At 69.8% G+C, this 19,032-nt stretch carries 18 protein-coding genes; 7 read left to right on the top strand and 11 right to left on the bottom strand.

Going from position 1 to position 19,032, the window contains the following annotated elements; translation table 11 throughout:
* Positions 1-30: 30 nt before the first annotated feature.
* Together glp and ACFRAQ_RS01855 are read right to left on the bottom strand one after the other, a co-directional pair.
* A complete protein-coding gene (gene glp, locus ACFRAQ_RS01860; RefSeq protein WP_357280640.1) occupies positions 31-1,290 on the bottom strand; it encodes a gephyrin-like molybdotransferase Glp in 1,260 nt (419 codons plus the stop codon).
* Between the two features lie 33 nt (positions 1,291-1,323).
* A complete protein-coding gene (locus ACFRAQ_RS01855) occupies positions 1,324-2,262 on the bottom strand; it encodes a UTP--glucose-1-phosphate uridylyltransferase (RefSeq protein ID WP_379092744.1) in 939 nt (312 codons plus the stop codon).
* A gap of 200 nt (positions 2,263-2,462) precedes the next feature.
* On the opposite strand from ACFRAQ_RS01855, the gene ACFRAQ_RS01850 reads away from it, so the two are divergent.
* From ACFRAQ_RS01850 to mscL, 5 genes are all read left to right on the top strand, one after another.
* Entirely contained in the window at positions 2,463-4,115 is a 1,653-nt protein-coding gene (locus ACFRAQ_RS01850) for a purple acid phosphatase family protein (RefSeq protein ID WP_379092741.1), read from the top strand.
* Between the two features lie 47 nt (positions 4,116-4,162).
* Entirely contained in the window at positions 4,163-4,747 is a 585-nt protein-coding gene (locus ACFRAQ_RS01845) for a 5-formyltetrahydrofolate cyclo-ligase (protein WP_379092738.1), read from the top strand.
* Positions 4,748-4,817: 70 nt separating this feature from the next.
* On the top strand, positions 4,818-5,132 hold the full coding sequence (locus ACFRAQ_RS01840; protein WP_357092261.1) for an FmdB family zinc ribbon protein: 315 nt from the start codon (positions 4,818-4,820) through the stop codon (positions 5,130-5,132).
* A gap of 87 nt (positions 5,133-5,219) precedes the next feature.
* Positions 5,220-5,867 carry an SAF domain-containing protein gene (locus tag ACFRAQ_RS01835; RefSeq protein WP_379092735.1) on the top strand — a complete coding sequence of 216 codons (648 nt, stop codon included), beginning with the start codon at positions 5,220-5,222 and terminating at the stop codon, positions 5,865-5,867.
* Between the two features lie 79 nt (positions 5,868-5,946).
* The gene (gene mscL, locus ACFRAQ_RS01830; RefSeq protein ID WP_379092732.1) at positions 5,947-6,348 is read left to right on the top strand and encodes a large conductance mechanosensitive channel protein MscL; all 402 of its coding nucleotides are present in this window, start codon (positions 5,947-5,949) and stop codon (positions 6,346-6,348) included.
* 88 nt (positions 6,349-6,436) lie between these two features.
* On the opposite strand, the gene ACFRAQ_RS01825 is transcribed toward mscL, so the two are convergent.
* The 9 genes from ACFRAQ_RS01825 to ACFRAQ_RS01785 form a co-directional block, all read right to left on the bottom strand.
* Complete coding sequence (locus ACFRAQ_RS01825) at positions 6,437-7,117, bottom strand: MspA family porin (RefSeq protein ID WP_379092729.1); 681 nt, start codon at positions 7,115-7,117, stop codon at positions 6,437-6,439.
* A 62-nt stretch (positions 7,118-7,179) separates the two neighbouring features.
* Complete coding sequence (locus ACFRAQ_RS01820; RefSeq protein ID WP_379092726.1) at positions 7,180-7,860, bottom strand: MspA family porin; 681 nt, start codon at positions 7,858-7,860, stop codon at positions 7,180-7,182.
* 299 nt (positions 7,861-8,159) lie between these two features.
* Positions 8,160-8,831, bottom strand: a complete 672-nt coding sequence (locus ACFRAQ_RS01815) for an MspA family porin (protein ID WP_379092723.1) — start codon at positions 8,829-8,831, stop codon at positions 8,160-8,162.
* Positions 8,832-8,894: 63 nt separating this feature from the next.
* Positions 8,895-9,569: an MspA family porin gene (locus ACFRAQ_RS01810; protein WP_379092720.1), complete on the bottom strand. Its 675-nt coding sequence runs from the start codon at positions 9,567-9,569 to the stop codon at positions 8,895-8,897.
* Positions 9,570-9,814: 245 nt separating this feature from the next.
* Positions 9,815-10,033 carry a hypothetical protein gene (locus ACFRAQ_RS01805; RefSeq protein WP_379092717.1) on the bottom strand — a complete coding sequence of 73 codons (219 nt, stop codon included), beginning with the start codon at positions 10,031-10,033 and terminating at the stop codon, positions 9,815-9,817.
* Complete coding sequence (locus ACFRAQ_RS01800; protein ID WP_357280873.1) at positions 10,030-10,524, bottom strand: MogA/MoaB family molybdenum cofactor biosynthesis protein; 495 nt, start codon at positions 10,522-10,524, stop codon at positions 10,030-10,032. Before ACFRAQ_RS01800 ends, ACFRAQ_RS01805 begins: the two co-directional genes overlap by 4 nt.
* 98 nt (positions 10,525-10,622) lie before the next feature.
* Positions 10,623-12,077 (bottom strand): S1C family serine protease, encoded by a 1,455-nt coding sequence (locus ACFRAQ_RS01795; protein ID WP_379095723.1) that lies wholly within the window; start codon positions 12,075-12,077, stop codon positions 10,623-10,625.
* A 745-nt stretch (positions 12,078-12,822) separates the two neighbouring features.
* The gene (locus tag ACFRAQ_RS01790; RefSeq protein WP_357280877.1) at positions 12,823-14,208 is read right to left on the bottom strand and encodes a HAMP domain-containing sensor histidine kinase; all 1,386 of its coding nucleotides are present in this window, start codon (positions 14,206-14,208) and stop codon (positions 12,823-12,825) included.
* An 88-nt stretch (positions 14,209-14,296) separates the two neighbouring features.
* Complete coding sequence (locus tag ACFRAQ_RS01785) at positions 14,297-14,986, bottom strand: response regulator transcription factor (protein WP_379092714.1); 690 nt, start codon at positions 14,984-14,986, stop codon at positions 14,297-14,299.
* A 331-nt stretch (positions 14,987-15,317) separates the two neighbouring features.
* On the opposite strand from ACFRAQ_RS01785, the gene ACFRAQ_RS01780 reads away from it, so the two are divergent.
* A complete protein-coding gene (locus ACFRAQ_RS01780; protein ID WP_379092711.1) occupies positions 15,318-18,623 on the top strand; it encodes an ATP-binding protein in 3,306 nt (1,101 codons plus the stop codon).
* Positions 18,620-19,027, top strand: a complete 408-nt coding sequence (locus ACFRAQ_RS01775) for a roadblock/LC7 domain-containing protein (RefSeq protein WP_213559341.1) — start codon at positions 18,620-18,622, stop codon at positions 19,025-19,027. Before ACFRAQ_RS01780 ends, ACFRAQ_RS01775 begins: the two co-directional genes overlap by 4 nt.
* Positions 19,028-19,032: the final 5 nt, after the last annotated feature.

Raw genomic sequence — 19,032 nt, 5'->3', positions numbered from 1 at the left:
CCTTCGTGCCCTGACCGATCATGTCGGGCCTCACCCACGCTGAGCCAGGAACGCGACCTGGACCTCGTCACCGGTACGCACCTCGGTGGTCTCGGGGTCGATCACGATCAGGCTGTTGGCCTCGGCCATGGTGGCCAGCAGATGCGAGGACGCCCCGTTCGGGCCGCCCAGCGGCTGCACCAGGTAGTCGCCGGTCTGCTCGTCGCGCATGAGCTGCGCGCGCAGATAGCCGCGGCGGCCCGGGATCGAGGCGATCGGCAGGATGGTGCGCGCCCGCACCATGCGCCGCATGGGGTGACGACGGCCCAGCGCGATCCGGATCAACGGCCGCACCATGACCTCGAAAACCACCAGCGCGCCAACCGGATTCGCGGGCAGCAGGAAGGTCGGCACCTCGTCGCGGCCGAGCAGGCCGAAACCCTGCACCGACCCGGGATGCATGCCGACCCGGGTGATCTCCAGCTCGCCGAGCCCCTCGAGGGCCTCGCGCACCTGCTCCGACGCCCAGCCGCCGACCGCACCCGCGATCACGACCACCTCGGAGCGGACCAGCTGGCCCTCCACCACGTCCCGCAGCCGCTTCGGATCAGCGCTCACGATGCCGACCCGGTTCACGTCCGCGCCCGCGTCGCGCGCGGCGGCGGCCAGGGCGTAGGAGTTCACGTCGTAGACCTGGCCGGGTCCGGGCGTGCGGTCGATGTCGACCAGCTCGCCGCCCACCGACAGCACCGACAGCCGGGGCCGCGGATGCACCAGCACCTTGTCCTTGCCGACCGCGGCCAGCAGGCCCACCTGGGCCGGGCCGATGATGGTGCCGGCGCGCACGGCCAGATCGCCGGGCTGCACGTCGTCGCCGATGCGGCGCACGTAGTCCCCGGACCGGACCGCCTCGTAGACCTTGACCCGGGCGCGGCCGCCGTCGGTGTTCTCCAGCGGCAGCACGGCATCGGCGAGGGTGGGCAGCGGCGCGCCGGTGTCCACCCGCACGGTCTGGCGGGGCTGCAGGCGGATCGGCTGGCGGGAACCGGCCGCCACCTCGCCCACCACCGGCAGGCTCAGGAGCACCGAATTGCCGTCCTCGTCACGGATATTCGCGCCCGCGCCGGCCACATCCACACTGCGCACGGCGTATCCGTCGATGGCGGCCTGGTCGAAGCCCGGCAGCGGGCGCTCGGTGACCACATCCTCGGCGCACAGCAAACCCTGTGCCTCGCTGATCGCGACCCGGACCGGCCGTGGGGCCACGGCCGCGGCGGTCACCTTGATCTGCTGATCCTCAACCGAGCGCATGCCGCCCTTCCGTTGTCGCGCCTGCTCGTCGCCTCATTCGCACGTGGTCAGCTGCGGATTCCAGTCCGGACCGAGCCGCTGCTCGAGCCACTCGCGCAGAGCGGGACCGTATTCCTCGCGTTCCAGAGCGAAATCGACCGCAGCACGAAGATAACCGCCAGGGTTGCCCAGATCGTGCCGCGACCCACGATGCACTACGACATGAACCGGGTGGCCTTCCGCGATCAGCAGCGCGATGGCGTCGGTCAGCTGCAGTTCGCCGCCCGCACCGGGGGTGATGCGACGCAGCGCGTCGAAGATGGCGCGGTCCAACAGGTATCGCCCGGCCGCGGTGAAGGTGGAGGGCGCCTCGTGCACGGCGGGCTTCTCCACCATGCCGTTGACCTTGAGCACGTCACACGGGCCGTCGGGCAGTTCCTCGACGTCGAAGACGCCGTAGGCGCTGACCTCTTCCTTGGGCACGTCGATGGCGCACAGCACCGAACCGCCGTAGGTGTTCCGCACGTCGGCCATCAGCTCCAGCACGCCGCCGGGCAGCACCAGGTCGTCGGGCAGCAGCACCGCGATGGCGGTCTCGTCGGCGTCGAGCACCGATTCCGCCTGCGCCACCGCGTGACCCAGGCCCAGCGGCTCCTCCTGCACCACCGAGGTGACGTCGAGCAGGGCGGGGGCCTTGCGCACCTTCTCCAGCAGATGGAACTTGCCGCGCTCGGCGAGGGTGCTCTCCAGCACCAGGTCCTCGACGAAATGCGCGACCACACCGTCTTTTCCGGGCGAGGTCACGATCACCAGCCGATTGGCGCCGGATTCCGCGGCCTCGGCGGCGACCAATTCGATGCCCGGGGTGTCGACCACCGGCAGCAACTCCTTGGGAACCGTCTTGGTCGCGGGCAGGAACCTGGTGCCGAGCCCGGCCGCGGGGACCACCGCGGTGCGGAAGCACGACTCGGTTCCGCCGCCAGTAGCTGTCATGAATTTCACCCTATCCATCCGTCATATGCCCGAGAGTGGCTCGTGGCCGCCTCGATATCCCCGAGAGCCTAAGGGGCGAGGACGGCAGGAGCGCACCGAACGCCGGACCGAGGGCGTTCTCACCGACCGACCCGTTCTTTTCATTTGGCGTTCGTCGCACTGTGACCTCCCTCGTACCCACTGGTTGTTGACTGACACCCATGACCGATCGTGAGGATTCCCACAACCCCGATTCCACGCCGGACAACCCCGACACACCTACTGTCAGCACCCCTGACACCACCCGGGCGGTCAGCCGCCGCCGATTGTTCGGCGCCTCCGCCGTCGCGGGCCTGGCCGGACTGGCCGTCGGCGCGGGCGGCGCGGTCGCGCTGAAGAGCTCCGGATCCACCGCCGCCTGGCCTCGCTCCGCCGAACTCGTCACCACCCCCGACCGCGCCGCCGCGCCCCGGGTCTCCGGGCTGCACCTCCAGTTCGGGGCCGACGCGGCCCGCGAGGTCGTGGTCACCTGGCACACCCTCGGATCGGTCAGCGCGCCCACCGTGCGCTACGGCACCGCCGACTCCGGATTCGGCACGGCGGTTTCCGCGCGGACCCGCACCTACCGGGATTCCAAGTCCGGCATCGAGATCCAGGCCCACCACGCCCGGCTCACCGGCCTGTCCCCCGACACCGACTACGTCTACGCCGCCGGGCACGACGGCGCGCCGCCGGAACTGGGCACCATCCGCACCGCGCCCGCCGGACGCGCCAAGTTCCGGTTCACCAGCTTCGGCGACCAGGGCACACCCACCGTCGGCAAGATCGTCGACGGCAAGGCCCTCAACGACAACCTCGGCTCCCAGTACGCCGGCGACATCACCTCCGCGGTGGAATCACTGGCCCCGCTGTTCAACCTGGTCAACGGCGACCTCTGTTACGCCAATCTGTCCACCGACCGCATCCGCACCTGGAACGACTGGTGGGCCAACAACTCTCGCTCGGCCCGCTACCGGCCCTGGATGCCCGCCCCCGGCAACCACGAGAACGAACTCGGCAACGGGCCCATCGGCTACCAGGCGTTCCAGACCTACTTCACCGTCCCCGACGCCGGGAGCGAGGAACACGCCCAGGGCCTGTGGTACTCGTTCACCGTCGGTGGCATGCGGGTGATCGCGGTCGCCAACGACGACGTCTGCCTGCAGGACGGCGGCAACAGCTACGTCAAGGGCTACTCCGGCGGAGCCCAGAAACGCTGGCTGGAAAGCGAACTGGCCGGGGCGCGCGCCGACCAGGGCATCGACTGGGTGGTGGTGTTCATGCACCAGGTCGCCATCTCCTCGGCCGACAAGGCCAACGGCGCGGACCTGGGCATCCGCGCCGAATGGCTGCCGCTGTTCGACAAATACCAGGTCGACCTGGTGTTGTGCGGGCACGAACACCATTACGAGCGTTCGCATCCCGTGCGCGGGACGACCGGGTCCGAGACCCTCACCCCCAAGCCCGCCGACACCCGCAAGGACGTCGTCGACACCGGCAAGGGCACCGTGCACCTGGTGATCGGCGGGGGCGGCACCTCGGTGCCGTCCAACCATCTGTTCTTCCCGGGCGACAGGTGCCGGGTCATCACCGCTGTCGGGAACGCGGATCCGGCCACCGGCAAGAAGGTCCCGACGTACGTGCTGGAGGACGCGCCCTGGTCGGCGTTCAAGGACGCCGAACATCCCTACGGCTTCTGCGCTTTCGACGTCGACCCCGGCACACCCGGCGGGAACACCACCATCAAGGGCACCTACTACGCCCTCACCGGGCCGACCAGCGAGCTGAAGGCCGTCGACACCTTCACCCTGACCCGGCCGCGCGCGGACCGCTGAGCGCGGCGGGCGCGGATCGCCCAGAACGGCCGCCCTAGGGTGGAAGCGTGACGGACGAGCGGGACAAGACGGCGTGGCGCGCGGAGATCCTCGCGCGCCGCAAGGCCCTGCCCGCCGAGGTCCGCGAGCGCGAGGCCGCGGCGCTGGCCGCCGCGGCCGGACGGCTCGCGGACAGCGGCTGGGTCTGCGCCTACGTGCCCGTGGGCGGCGAACCCGGCTCCGTGGCCCTGCTCGACGCGCTGCGGGCCGCCGGCGCCCGGGTGCTGCTCCCGGTCACCGGCGAACCCGGGCCGCTCGCCTGGGCCGAATACACCGGGCCCGACCGGCTGCGCCGCGGCCGGTTCGGGCTGCGCGAACCGGACGGAGTCCCGGTCGCGGACGGAATCTCGACGGCTTCGACGATTCTGATTCCGGCGCTCGCGGTGGATCGGCGCGGGGTCCGATTGGGACGCGGAGCCGGTTATTACGATCGAAGTCTGAACGCCGCGCGCGGCGACGCGCGATTGATCGCCGTGGTGCGCGACGACGAACTCGTGGACCGTTTGCCGGAGGAGTCACACGACCATCGAATGGGGTGGGCACTGACCCCGTTCGGCGGGCTGCGCCGCCTCGGAGATCGAGCCGGGAATTGACACCCGATTGGCAGCGTTGGCACTGCCAGCTGTAGAGTGCTAATTCGACGAAGAGCGTGGAGGTTTCCCGATGCCTACTTACTCGTATGCATGCACCGAGTGCGACAACAAGTTCGACATCGTGCAGTCCTTCTCCGATGACGCACTGACCACGTGTGACCGTTGCAACGGCAAGCTCCGCAAGCTGTTCAACTCGGTCGGCATCGTCTTCAAGGGCAGCGGCTTCTACCGCACCGACAGCCGTAACGGCTCCACCTCGTCCGAACCGGCCAAGCCGTCGTCCTCTTCGTCGGACAACGGCGGGTCGAGCTCCACCGCGTCGAGCGCGTCCACGTCGAGTACCTCGACCTCGTCGTCCAGCGGTTCCAGCACGTCCGCGGCCTGATCTCAGCTTTCTCCACAGGCTCTTCGTTATCCACAGCCCGGGTCCGGCCCGGGCGTGCCGGTGTCGGGGCGACCGTACGCTGCCCCCGTGACGCGATCGTATCGAGCTTTCCCGCACGAGTTCCGTAGCCGCCTGACCTGGGCGGACTCGGTGCTACTGCGGCGGGCCGGGGCGGTCGCGTTGCTCATGGCGGCGGCCTTCCTGGCCGTACGCCCGGATCCATCCGCGGACCGGACACCCGTCCTGGTCGCCGCGCGGGAGCTGCCGCCCGGGCAGGTGCTCGGCGACGGCGATCTGCGCACCGCCGACCGGGAGACCGCGACCCTGCCCGCCGGAGCCGTGCGCGACGCCGCGCGGGTGCGCGGGGCCACCCTCGCCGCCGCACTCACGGCCGGGGAGATCCTCACCGAGGTGCGGGTGCTGAGCCCGCGACTGGCCGCCGTGGCGGCGGGCTCCCCCGATGCGCGCATCGTCCCGATCCGCCTGGCGGACAACGCCGTTGCCGAGATCCTGCGCACCGGCGACCGGGTGGACGTGGTGGCGGGCGAGGACACCGGCGGGACCGGCCGTCCCGCACGGCTATTGGCCGCCGACGCCGCCGTGGTGCTGGTGCCGCAGGCCGACGGAACCCGCGGGCGCACGGACCGGGTGGTGCTGGTCGCCTTGGATTCCCGACGCGCCACCGCGGTGGCCGCCGCCTCGCTGCGGACGGCGCTCACGGTCGTGTTCCACTGAACCGGCGCATCGGTGAACTAGCATCGCCTCACAACCCCATCATTCTGCGTTCGATCCCTCAGGTAGAGGAGTTTCGGCAATGCTCAAGGGTTTCAAAGATTTTCTGATGCGCGGCAATGTCATCGACCTGGCCGTGGCCGTCGTCATGGGTACGGCCTTCGTCGCGGTCGTCACCGCCTTCACCGACGGCATCGTGACACCGCTGCTGGCGGTCTTCGGCGGCACCAATCAGCTCGGGCTGGGCTTCCAGCTGGTGGCCGACAAGCCCGCCACCTTCATCGCGATCGGGCCGATCATCACCGCGGCCATCGATTTCGTCATCATCGCGGCCCTGCTCTACTTCATCCTGGTCGTCCCGGCCACCAAGGCCAAGAAGAGGTGGGGCGCCAAGGCGGACGACGTGCTCACCGACAACGAACTGCTGCACGAGATCCGGGACCTGCTCGCGGAGCGCAGCGCGGGCGGGCGGCACGAACTCTGACCCGCGGCGCGAACTCCCCTGCATCACAAGGCAAAACGGGCCCGGCGCGAAAAGCGCCGGGCCCGTTCGGATTACACCGGGGTGTAGATCAGCCGAGGCTGAAGGGCTGGCCCCACAGGGTGACCCAGCTGATCACGTTGTCGGTCTCGACCTCGACGCTCACGAAGGCACGCGCCTGGGCGTAACCGCCACAGCCGTTCAGGCCGATGGTCTCGTCCGACCAGGTGACCGAACCGCTGGTGCCACTGAAAGCGTTGCGCTTCTTGTGGATTTCGTGGCCGAAGTCGTCCGGCATCTCCAGGTCGAGGATGTAGAACGACTTGGCCTGGCCCGGACCCAGGGTCAGGTTGGCGCCGGAGTTCACGCCGCCGGTCGGGGTGGCGTTGCCACTGCTGTCCCAGCTCGCACCGCCTTCCGCACCACCGCTGACGCCGCCGCCGTCGATGGTGACCTGGCAACCCACGACATAGCCGGGGTAGATCTTGCCGCCGGTCGCGGTGGTGTCGCCGGAGATGTTGACCTGCGCCGACGCCGAGACCCAGGCGTTGCGGTGCACCGGGGTGGCACCCAGCGACGGGCTGATGTTGGCGGACTCGCCGACCAGCTTCACCGTGACCACGGTGCCGTCGGACAGGGTCTGGGTGAGCTCGCCGCCCGGCAGCGGCACGAAGGTGTCGGCATTGGCCGCACCGGTGGAGAACAGGCCAAGGGCCGCGGTGGCGACGGCACCGACACCGGCCACCCGCGCCATTGTCTTACGGATGTTCATATCTGGTTGTCCCTCAGATTTGGTTCGCTTGCGCGAGAAAGGATTTGGCGGGCGGAGACCACTTAGCCGATGCTGAACGGCTGGCCGTAGAGGGTGGTCTTGGAGTAGTGATCGCCGATGACCTCGACGACCGTGTACGCACGCGCCTGGGCGTAGCCCGCGCAGCCCTGGATCTGGATCTCGGCGTCGCGGTACTCGACCGAGTAGGTGCCCGCCTTGGTGATGTCCTTGTAGTCGATCTGGACGAAGGCCACCTGGCCGGGGCCGAGGTTGACGCCGATCGAACCACCGATGCTCGCGCTGTCGAGGTTGATGCTGCCGGAGACACCGGCCGAGATCGCGTCCTCACCGATGGAGATCTGGCAGCCGACGATGTAGCCGGTGTTGATCTGCGAGGTGCCGTGGGTGGACGAGTTGTTGCTGCCGGGGATACCGACCGGGCCGTTGTTCGGACCGACTGTGCCCTCGGGGGTTTCGGTGACCACCGCGGAGGCGGCGCCGCTCACCCACACCACACGGCCGGCACCGTTGGCAGCGAGCGACGGCGACACGATGGCGTGCTCGCCCGTCCGGGTAATGGTGACGGTGCCCGCCGGGTTCACCTTCTGGCCGTCCGGCAACGGCACGAAGGTGTCAGCGTTAGCGGCACCAGTGGAAAAAAGGCCGATGGCCACGGCAGCAGCCGCGCCGATGCCCGCGAAACGGGCCGCGGTACGCAGACCGTGGGAGCGCTTCTCGCTCATACTTCCCCTCATCAGGTTTCTTGCGGTCAACCTCGACCACCGAGGTTGAAATGGGACTCTTGCGAATCCCCGATTGAGTTTGTCGCCACATTGTTGCCACTGTGTTACTCGTTACGAATTCTTTTCCCGTAGCGACGGAGGGCACTTTACATCACAGCTGTGAGCTCTGAGACGTGAGCGAACAGGATCGACCACTCGCCGACACAAACCCGCAGGTATCCAGAGAAAGTCGTGGATAGCAAAAGGGGCCCGGTGCTAATCGCACCGGGCCCCTTGGCATTCCGCTGAGCGGAAACTGATCAGCCGAGACTGAAGGGCTGACCCCACAGCGTGTAGGCGGTGATCACATGGTCGGTCTCGACCTGAACCGCGATGAACGAGCGCGCCTGCGCGTAACCGCCGCAGCCGTTCAGGTTGATGGTCTCATCCGACCACGTCACCGAACCGGAGTTACCCGAGAACTTGTTGCGCTTGTAGTGCGCCTCGCTGCCGAAATCGTCGGGCGCTTCCTGATCCAGGACGTAGAACGCCTGCGACTGGCCGGGGCCCAGGGTCAGGTTGCCGCCGACATTCGCACCGGCCGACGGGCTCGAGCCGTCGTAGTTGGCGCCCGCGCTCGGGCCGCCGTTGGCGCCGCCGCCGGAGATGTTGACCTGGCAGCCGACCACGTAACCGGGGACGATCTTGCCGCCGGCATCGCCGTGCGTGCCCGACAGCTCGACGCGCGCGCTACCCGAGACCCAGGCGTTGCGGTGCAGCGGGGTCGAGCCCAGCGACGGGTTGATGTTGGCCGACTCGCCGGTCATGGAGATGGTGACGACGGTGCCGTCGTCCATGGTCTCGGTGATGGAACCGCCCGGCAGCGGCACGAAGGTGTCGGCGTTGGCCGCACCCGTGGAGAACAGGCCCAGGGCGGCGGTGGCGACGGCGCCGATCCCGGCGGCCCGCGCCATGGTTTTGCGAACGTTCATGATGGTTTCCCTCTAGGGTCGAATTCGCTTGCGCGAGAGATGAATCGGTTGTCTGACCACACGTCAGCCGAGGCTGAACGGCTGCCCGTAGAGGGTGGTCTTCGAGTAGTGGTCACCGATGATCTCGACCACGGTGTAGGCGCGCGCCTGGGCGTAACCCGCGCAGCCCTGCACGTCGACCGGCACATCCTTGTAGTCGATGGAGTAGCGACCCGCGTCGAGGATGTCCTTGGAGTTGATCTGGAGGAAGGTCACCTGGCCGGGGCCGAGGTTCACGCCGATGGAACCGCCCGCGTTCGCGCCGGTCAGGCTCACGCCACCGGAGACACCGGCGGAGATGGCGTTGTCGGCGATGTTCACCTGGCAGCCGATGATGTAACCGGTGTTGACCTGCGAGGCGCCGTGCGTGGAGGAGTTGTTGGTGCCCGGGCCGTTGGTGGGGCCGTTGTTCGGGCCGACCGTGCCCGCGGGGGTCTCGGTGACGTCGGCGACGACCTTGCCCGAGAGCCAGGCGGTGCGGCCCGCGCCGTTCGCCGACAGCGACGGCGAGATGACGGCGTGCTCGCCGAGACGGTTGATGGTCACGCCCGGTCCGACCTTCTGACCGTCCGGCAACGGTACGAAGGTGTCGGCGTTGGCGGCGCCGGTCGACAGCAGGCCGAAAGCCACGGAGGCGGCTGCGCCGATGCCCGCGGCACGCGCGGTCCAACGCAAACCGGCAGTCCGGTTCTCGCTCATTGTTCCCTCATCAGTTTTTTTGCGGACAACCCCGACCACCGGGGCTGAAGAGAGCCACTACGGCACAGAACTCGGCAAGAGCAACTATCAAGCGCGCTGCTCATTTTCTTTACAGCCGTAGCTTTGTTGACCCGGAGGAGATTTTAGCCACAACAGCTACCGTTTGGCAACAAATTGATAACGGCGCGCCAAATCACGACCTTCGAGAGATGGCTAATTCCCGGCAGCCGTGATGTAAGCGAATCTCAACCGTGATGGGGCGGCTTCTGCGCGCGCAGCCAATCATCGGAGGACTGAACGGAATCCGGCTCGGGAGTGCGCTCGTCCTTGGTCGTGGACGGCAGCTCGTCGCCGAAGACGCGCGCGAGCCGGGCGCGTTCGGCGGGGGTCAGACGACGAGACCCCGCCCGGCGCTCGGCCGGACGGGGCGACTCGGGTGAATCAGGTGTGTCGGCGTCGGTCATTCCGACAGACCGGACAATTCATCGATGACTTTGCTCGCCAGCGGGCCCAGAGTGGCCATGCCATCCCGGACCGCGGCGCGCGAACCCGGCAGGTTCACCACCAGCGTGCTGCCCGACACCCCGGCCAGACCGCGCGACAGGCCGGCGTCCAGCGACCCCGAGGCCAGACCCGACGCCCGCAGGGCCTCGCTGATCCCGGGCAGCACCCGGTCCAGCACCTCCTCGGTGGCCTCCGGCGTCACGTCACGCGGGGACATACCGGTGCCGCCGACCGAGATGACCAGGTCGACACCACCGATCACCGCGGTATTGAGGGCATTGCGGATCTCCACCTCATCGGCCGACACCGACACCGAGGCGTCCACCAGGAACCCGGCCTCGGTGAGTAGCTCGGTGACCAGCGGACCCAGCGAGTCCACTCCGCCATGGGCGGTTCGATCGTCGACGACCACGACAAGAGCACGGCCCGCCACAGCGGCATCGATTTCCATGGTGCTCACCGTAGCGCCCTTGTCCGACAACAGCTCCCATCCCCCGTCGGAGGTGACACGGATCGCCGGTACCGGTTCCCTGCCATTGACACGGTTGCTCATCGTCCGCCCTCCGCGGCTGCTTCGCCGAGGGTGACCTCGACAGTCTTGGGGTTCTTGCCCTGGTCGTCGGTGTAGGTCACCTTGACCTTGTCGCCGGGCCGGTGCGAGCGCACCCCGGCGATCAGTGAATTGCCCGAGTCCACGATCTGGTCGTCGATCTTGGTGATGATCGCGTTCTTCGGGATGCCCGCCTTGGCGGCCGGGCCGTCGGGCGACACGTCCATCACGCGCGCGCCGTTCACATCGTCCTGCGCCCGCACGGTCACGCCGATCTGGGCGTAGGTGGCCTTGCCGTTCTTGATCAGCTCGTCGGCGACGCGGCGCGCGGTGTCCACCGGGATCGCGAAGCCCAGGCCGATCGAGCCGCTCTGCGCGCCCGCCGACTCGGCGGTGCCCATGGTGGCGATGGCGGTATTGATGCCGACCAGCTTGCCGTTCATATCGACCAGCGCACCGCCGGAATTGCCCGGGTTGATGGCCGCGTCGGTCTGGATGGCGTCGATGACCGTGCCCTGCGAACCCGGCTCGCCGCTGGTGGAGACCGGACGGTTCAGCGAGGAGACGATACCGCTGGTCACCGTGCCCGCCAGGCCCAGCGGCGAACCGATCGCCACCACGCCCTGACCCACCTGCAGATTGCCGGACTGCCCCAGCTCGATCGGCTTCAGATCCGACTTGCCGGTCACCCGGATGACCGCGATGTCGGAGACCGGGTCCGCGCCCACCACGGTGGCCGGAGCGGTCGAGCCGTCATTGAACGCCACATCCATCTTGGCGTTCTGGCCCGCGCCGCTGACCACGTGATTATTGGTGAGGATCAGCCCGTCCGAGGACAGGATCACCCCGGAGCCCTCGCCCTCGGCCCGCGCGCCCGCGACCCGGATCATGACGACGCTCGCGAGCACCTTCTGCGCCACCGCCTGCACCGAACCCTCCGGCGCGGGCGCGGCCTTGCCGTTGCCCGCGGGCTGATCCAGCGCATTGCTCACCGTGCCGTGATCGCTGCTGTGGGTGGCCAGCGCGCCCACAGCGCCACCGATACCGCCGCTGAGCAGCGCCAGCACGACCGCGCCGGCGACCAGACCGGTGCGGCCCGACCGCTTCGGCCCCGGCGCGCCGCCGTACGCCAGACCCGGTTCACCCGGCATCCCGGGCCCACCCGGACCACCGGGCACGGCCGGAATCACCTGCGTCGGATGCGGACCCGCCGCGTACGCCGGAAGCTGCCCCGTCGAATACGCCGACTGCTGCCCCGTCACGTACGCGGGCTGCTGGCCCGTGGCGTACGTGGGCTGCTGGCCCGTGGCGTAGGGCGATTGCCCCGCCCCGGCGGCAGCCTGCTGTCCCGTCCCGGCGGTCGGCGGCTGTCCGGTAGCGGACGTGGGCTGCTGCCCGGCCGCGTACCCGGCCCCCGACGCCGCGTACGCCTGCCCGTAACCCCCGCCCGGAATCTCCCCGGTCGGCGGATTCCCACCACCGTACTGCTGCGAATAAGGCTGTGCGCCACCGAAAGCCGACCCGTAGGCGGGGCCACCCTGCGGCGCGCCGAAACCCGGGTGCGCCGCACCGGGCAGCACCTGGGTGGCCGGATCGACCGCACCCGAACCCGGTTGCCCCGCAACGCCGTACGCCGTCCCGCCCGGATCACCGAAGGCCGGCGCCGAACCAGCGGGCGGCTGCGCGCCCGCAGCGGGCTGATCGGCCCGCGGATCGCTGCCCTGAGCCTGGGGCATCCCGCCGGAGAACGATTGCGCCGCACCGAAACCGGGCGCGCCGGGAGCGCTCGACGCGGGACCCGCCGCGGGCGCTCCGGGATGGCCGGGCTGCGCCGGGGACGGGAACGCGCCGGGCGCCGGAGCCGAACCCGGGGTGGCGGCCGCGAAGCCGTTGAAGGAGTCGGCCACGGGAGCGCCCGCGGGGTCCCGCTTCGGCAGGCCGGACGCGGTGGTGTCGGAGCCGGAGGCCGGGCGGTCGGAACCGGGGGCCTGGCCGCCGGAGGCGGGCTGCGCGCCGGCGGGCCCGGAGGGTGCGCCGGCCGCGGCGGCGTGGTCGGCGGCCTGGCCTTCGGGCTCGGTGCCCCGCTGGTTCGAATCCTCGGTCATTTCTCGTTTTCTCCTCGAGTCTCGTCGCCAAGCCTGGCGGGAACGACTGAGAGTGGACTGAGACCGTGCTTGCTTTTCGCCGAGCTTTCCGGGTTCAGTTGTCCGCCTCGGCGGGCAGGGGCGGTGCGCTTTCTCCAGGCAGAACGATACGGATCAACGCGCCCCCTCGGTCGGAAGTGTCGATGTTGATGGTGCCACCGTGCTTGGTCACCACCTGCTTGACGATGGCCAGGCCGAGCCCGGAGCCGGGCATGGAGCGCGAGGCCGTGGTGCGGTAGAAGCGCTCGAACACCAGCTCGCGTTCGGCGGGCGGGATGCCGGGCCCGGCGTCGTCGACGGCGAACTCGAGCAGTCCGCGCCCGTTCTCGCGCATGGTGACGAACACCTGCGCGCCCTCCGGACTCCACTTGGCGGCGTTGTCGAGGACATTGAGCAGGGCGCGTTCCAGGCCGGGTTCGTCGCCGTAGACGAACCAGGGCCGCAGCTGGGCCTCGAAATCGATTCCGGTGCGCCGCCGCCGGACTCGCTCCAGCGCGCGTTCGGCGATCTCGCCGAGGTCGATGCGCTCGTACACGGTTTCCGGGGCGTCCTCGCGGGCCAGATCGACCAGATCGCCGACCAGCGTGGACAACTCCTCGATCTGGGCCATCACGTCGGAGCGCAGTTCGGCCATGTCCTCGTCGGGGATGCGGGGCGCGCCTGGCCGGGAGGAGGCGATGAGCAGTTCCATATTGGTGCGCAAAGAGGTGAGTGGCGTCTTCAGCTCATGGCCGGCGTCGGCCACCAGGCGGCGCTGCCGCTCCCGGGATTCGCCGAGGGCGCGCAGCATGGTGTTGAAACTCTCGGTGAGCCGGGCCAGTTCGTCGTCGCCGGTGACCGGGATGGGGGTCAGGTCGTCGGTGCGGGCGATGCGTTCGGTGGCGGCGGTGAGCCGGGCGATGGGTCGCAACCCGGTGCGGCCCACGGTGGTTCCGGCCGCCGCGGCGACGATGACCCCGCAGCCGCCGACCACGAACAACAGCCAGGCCAGCCGGTCGAGGACTTCCTTGGTGGGTTGCAGCCGCTGCGACACCACCAGCGTGGATCCGGAGTGGGTGCGGCGGGCCAGCACCCGCTGGTCGTCGACGGTGCGCAGCGAGAAACCGATCTCGCCGCGGGCCACCTGCCGTTCCTGATTGCCGATCGGCGGAATCGTGGTCTGCGGCGGCACGTACTGCGACTGGTCCGCGAACACCAGCGCCACCCCGACATCGCTGGAGTACAGCCCCGCGAACACCAGCGACTGGAAGCCGAGGCTGTCGAGGTTGTTGTCGATCATCACCGAGGCGCGGGCCCGCAGCTGCGAGTCCACGTCGGCGTACAGCGACCGGGCCACCATGGCGTAGGCGGCGATGGAGGTGAAGGCGACGGCGACGGCGACCACCGAGGCAGCCAGCAGTGTCACCCGCCAGCGCAGCGACACCGAACGGGTCAGCGGCATCGGCGGCCGCAGCCCGTCGTGCTCCGTCCGCGATCCGAGTCCGGCGACCACCGTCCGCCGGGGAACGCTTCTACCCACGAGCGCCTGCCTACGGAGGAGTCTCGCGCAGCACGTAGCCGACGCCGCGCACGGTGTGGATGAGCCGCGGCTCACCGTCGGCTTCGGTCTTGCGGCGCAGGTAGCCGATGTACACCTCGAGCGCGTTGCCGGAGGTGGGGAAGTCGTAGCCCCACACTTCCTCCAGGATGCGGCTGCGGGTGAGCACCCGGCGCGGGTTGGCCATCAGCATTTCCAGCAGGGAGAACTCGGTGCGGGTGAGGCTGATCGGCCGTTCGCCGCGGGTGACCTCGCGGGTGACGGGGTCGAGCGAGAGGTCGGCGAAGGACATGGCCTCGGAGGCGGCGTCGACCGGGTCGCCGGCGGTGCGGCGCAGCAGGGCGCGCAGCCGGGCCAGCAGTTCCTCCAGCGCGAAGGGCTTGGGTAGGTAGTCGTCGGCGCCGGCGTCCAGCCCGGCGACCCGCTCGGACACCGAATCCCGTGCGGTGAGTACCAGAATCGGCAGATCGTCGCCGGTGCTGCGCAGCCGGCGGCACACCTCGAGCCCGTCCAGCCGGGGCATCATGACGTCCAGGACCAGGGCGTCGGGTCGCTGACTGGCGGTCTTCTCCAAGGCGTCCAGACCGTCGACGGCGAGGTCGACGGTGTACCCGTTGAAGGTCAGCGAGCGACGCAGCGATTCACGAACCGCGCGGTCGTCGTCGACTACCAGAATGCGCATGGCAACCAGTCTGCCCACAACGACTGAGAGTCCACTGAGAAGGGCCCTTCCGACACGCCGGATGGGTGAGGCAGATGACCTGCGTGTTTTACGAACGGCCGATGCCGAGTGGTTGCAATGTCACCCAATTCGACGCGAAAGCCGTTGCGGCAAGCCCGCATTCGGAGGCTTATACACTACGTCTTCCGAATTGCCGTTACTCAGCTCACGCGGTATGTTGCAGGCCGGAAAAGAAGACCCTTAGTTGGTTCTGCGCGGGCTCGACCCCAAAGCCGTACAACCGCATACGTACCCGGGGGTCAATCGTGAAAGCGGAGGCGACGGAAGCGGGATGGAAGCAGCACCCCGGTCGTGGCAATTCAGCCTGTCCAACTGGCCCGTTACCCGCAAGGTCGGCATCGTGCTGGTGCTCCCGGTGCTTCTCGCCGCGACCTTCGCGGTACTGCGCATCAACAGCGAATTGCAGACCATCTCCAAACTGAGCGCGGCCTCGGAGCAGATGGACGTGCTCCGTCCCACGGTCAAATTCCTCACCAGCACCAATGAACTCGCGGTCGCCGCCATCGTCGGCGGCAACCAGGACGTGGACGCCGACCTCGACGCCGCCACCGCCAAGTTCGACCAGGCCCAGGCCGAACTGGAGACCGCGCTCAAGTCCTCCAACGCCGACCCCGGCGTCGTGAAGGAACTCGGCACCGCCATCGCGGTCGCGAAGACCATGCGCAACAGCCTGCGCACCAGCTCCCCCCAGACCATCGGCGATCAGGCCGACGAGGTGCAGACCCGGGCGCAGAACTCGCTCGCGGGCGCGCCCACCGTCGGCGACCTCCGGGTGCAGCAGTCCTTCCTGCAGTTCGGCGCCGCCCTGACCGCCTCGCGCCTGCTCACCCAGGAGCGCGTCATGCTCGCGGTGCCGGGCGCCGGGGCCAACCCCGCGCTGCGGACCAAGCTGCTCACCGCCATCGGCGCCGAGATCACCATGATCGAGGTGTACCGCGGCATGGCGCCGGAATCGGCGCAGAACGCGAACACGCTGAAGGACAACGCCGGCGCCCGCGTCGGCATCCTGATGCAGAACGTGCCCGACCCGGGCACCCTGCCCGCCATGCAGGACTCGCTGCGCGGCAGCGCGGACGCCTACGCCTCCGAGGTCGCCACCGTCGCGGGCACCATGGGCGCCAAGCTGTCCGAGCTCACCACCGAGGCGCGCAACAACGTGCTGCGTGACACCTCGGTCGTGATCGGCATGCTGCTGGCCGGTCTCGCGCTGGCGCTGGTGGTGGCCCGCTCGCTGGTCGTGCCGGTCCGCCGCCTGCGGCGAGACGCCTTGCAGGTGGCCCACATCGACCTGCCGCAGGAGCTCGAGGTGGTGCGTGCCGGCGGCGCGACCCCGGAGATCTCGCCGGTCGACGTGCACACCACCGAGGAGATCGGGCAGCTGGCCCGTGCCGTCGACGACATCCACTCCCAGGCCCTCCACCTGGCCGCCGAACAGGCGCGACTGCGCCTGCAGATCGGCAACATGTTCGAAACCCTCTCGCGCCGCAGCCAATCCCTCGTGGAGCAGCAGCTGTCGCTGATCGAGGAACTCGAGCGCGACGAGGACGACTCCGAGCGCCTGCAGTCGCTGTTCCGCCTCGACCACCTCGCCACCCGCATGCGCCGCAACGGCGACAACCTGCTGGTGCTGGCCGGAACCGCGCTGCGCCGTGGCCATCTCGCGCCGGTGCCGCTGTCGGACATGCTGTGGTCCTCGGTCTCCCAGGTGGAGGACTACCAGCGCGTCGAGATCGGCACCGTGCCCGACGGCATCGTCGCCGGCGAGCCCGCGGTCGACATCGAGCACCTGCTGGCCGAGCTGATCGACAACGCGCTGCGCTACTCCCCGCCCACCACCCCGGTCGCGGTGTCGGTGGCGCGCGCCGTGGACGGCGGCTACCTGATCGAGATCACCGACCGCGGCCTCGGCATGAACGCCGACGACCTGCAGGGCATCAACGACCGCCTCGCCTCCGGTGGCGAGGTCAATGTCGAGACCGCGCGCCGCATGGGTCTTTTCGTCGTCGGCCGCCTGGCCAAGCGGCACCACATCACGGTGAGCCTGCGCCGCACCTCCGCCATGGTGCAGCAGCCGGGCATCACCGCCAGCGTGCACCTGCCGGGCAGCCTGGTCTCGCCCGCGCCGGAACGCGTCGGCGACCCGACCGGTCAGTACCCGGTGGCCACGGCGCTGCCCATGCCCCCGTCGGCCCTGGCCTCCGGGCCGATCCCGGCCGCGGCCCTCGTCTCGGGCCCGATTCCGGCCGCCTCCGGGCCGATTCCGGCGGCGCCGGGTCAGATTCCGCCGCCCGTCGGGCCGATCACCGGACCGAACCCCGTGGTCAACCCGCCGCGGCTGACGCCGGTGCCGAATCTGCCCGAACCGCCCACCGGCCGCTTCCCGACCACCAGTTCCGGCCTGCCGCAGCGCAAGCCGGGCACCGATACCGGTGAGCACCCGATCGTCCCCGCGTTCCCGGAACCGCCGCAGCAGCAGGCCGATCGCTTCTCCGACGGATTCACCGACGCCTTCACCCCCGACGACGCCCGGGCCTACGGCGCGAGCGCTGTCCGGCCCGAACCCGCGGCCCCGCAAGGGCCCGCCCCCATGAGCTTCTGGGGCGAGGCCGCCGAGTCCACGGAATCGGCCGAGCACAACACGGTTTCCGAGCAGGCCGCCGGGTCCGTGCCGGACACGGAGGAACCGGCCGGTTACGCGCCGGAGCCGATCGCCCCGGCCGCGGAAACGGTCGCCCCGCTCCCCCAGCGGGTCGCGCCCCAGCAGGTCACGCCTATGCCGCAGCGGGTCGCCCAGGTGCCCGAGCGCCTCGTTCCGGCACCCGAGCCCGTGGCGCAGGCGCCCGAGCCCTTCACACCGGCGCCCGAGCCCTTCACGCCCCCGGCGCGGGAGCCCTTCACGCCCCCGGCGCGGGAGCCCTTCACACCGGCCGGGTCCTTCGCACCGCCGCCCGCTCCGACCGCGCCGATCACCAGCACCCGCAACGGCGGCAGCGGCTACGTCGAGAACCCCAACGGCCCGGACACCGGCAGCTATTTCGGCAACGGTTTCAGTGCCTTCGGCGACAACGACCGCCCCACGCTCCCGCCCACCGCCGTCCCCGGCAGCGTGACCGCCGGCGACATCGGCGGCGCCGCTGTTCGAGGCGCCGACAACGCTATTCGCGGCAATGACGCCGCGCGCGGCAACGAGGCCGCACCCGCCGGATCGCGACCGGCCGCGCCGCAGACCGGCCTGCGTCCGGTCGAGGGCGCTCCGACCCCGATCTACCAGCGCATGGTCTCCGAGTGGCTGGTGGAACCGGCCGACGGGCAGCAGACCGGCGCCGCCTGGTCGTCGACTTCGGACGTCGGCTGGGCCGCGGCCGAGGACGCGGCCAACCCGACCACAACCAGTCGTACCGAAGGCGGCCTGCCGATTCGGCGGCCCGGCGCCCAGCTGGTGCCGGGCGCGGTCGCCCAGGAGGACGACGGTACCGGCCGCGACCCGGAAGAGATCCGCAACAGCCTCAGCAGGCATCTCAGCGGCGTCCACTCCGGGCGGGCCGACTCCCAGTACAACGACGGAGGGCATGCATGACCGACACCCAGAGCACCACAACGGATGAGAATCTGAACTGGCTGGTCACCCGCTTCACCAAGGAGGTGCCCGGGGTCTCGCACGCCGTGCTGGTCTCCGCGGACGGTCTGCTGCAGGCCACCAGCCCGCACCTGCCGTCCGACCGCGGCGAGCAGCTGGCCGCGGTGACGGCCGGTCTGGCCAGCCTGTCCGCCGGCGCCGCACAGCTTTTCGAGGGCGGCAAGGTGATGCAGTCCATCGTGGAGATGCAGCGCGGCTACCTGCTGGTCATGAGTGTCGGCAATGGCTCGCACCTGGCGGTGCTGGCCAACAAGCAGCACGACATCGGCCGCATCGGCTACGAGATGGCCCTACTGGTCGACCGGGTCGGCTCCGTCGTCTCGGCCACCGCCCGCACTGCCTAGATGAG

It is taken from the genome of Nocardia sp. NPDC056611 (assembly GCF_042792755.1).
Lineage (GTDB): Bacteria > Actinomycetota > Actinomycetes > Mycobacteriales > Mycobacteriaceae > Nocardia.
Note: the sequence above shows the minus strand (reverse complement) of the source record. Positions and strands in the feature narration are given on the sequence as shown.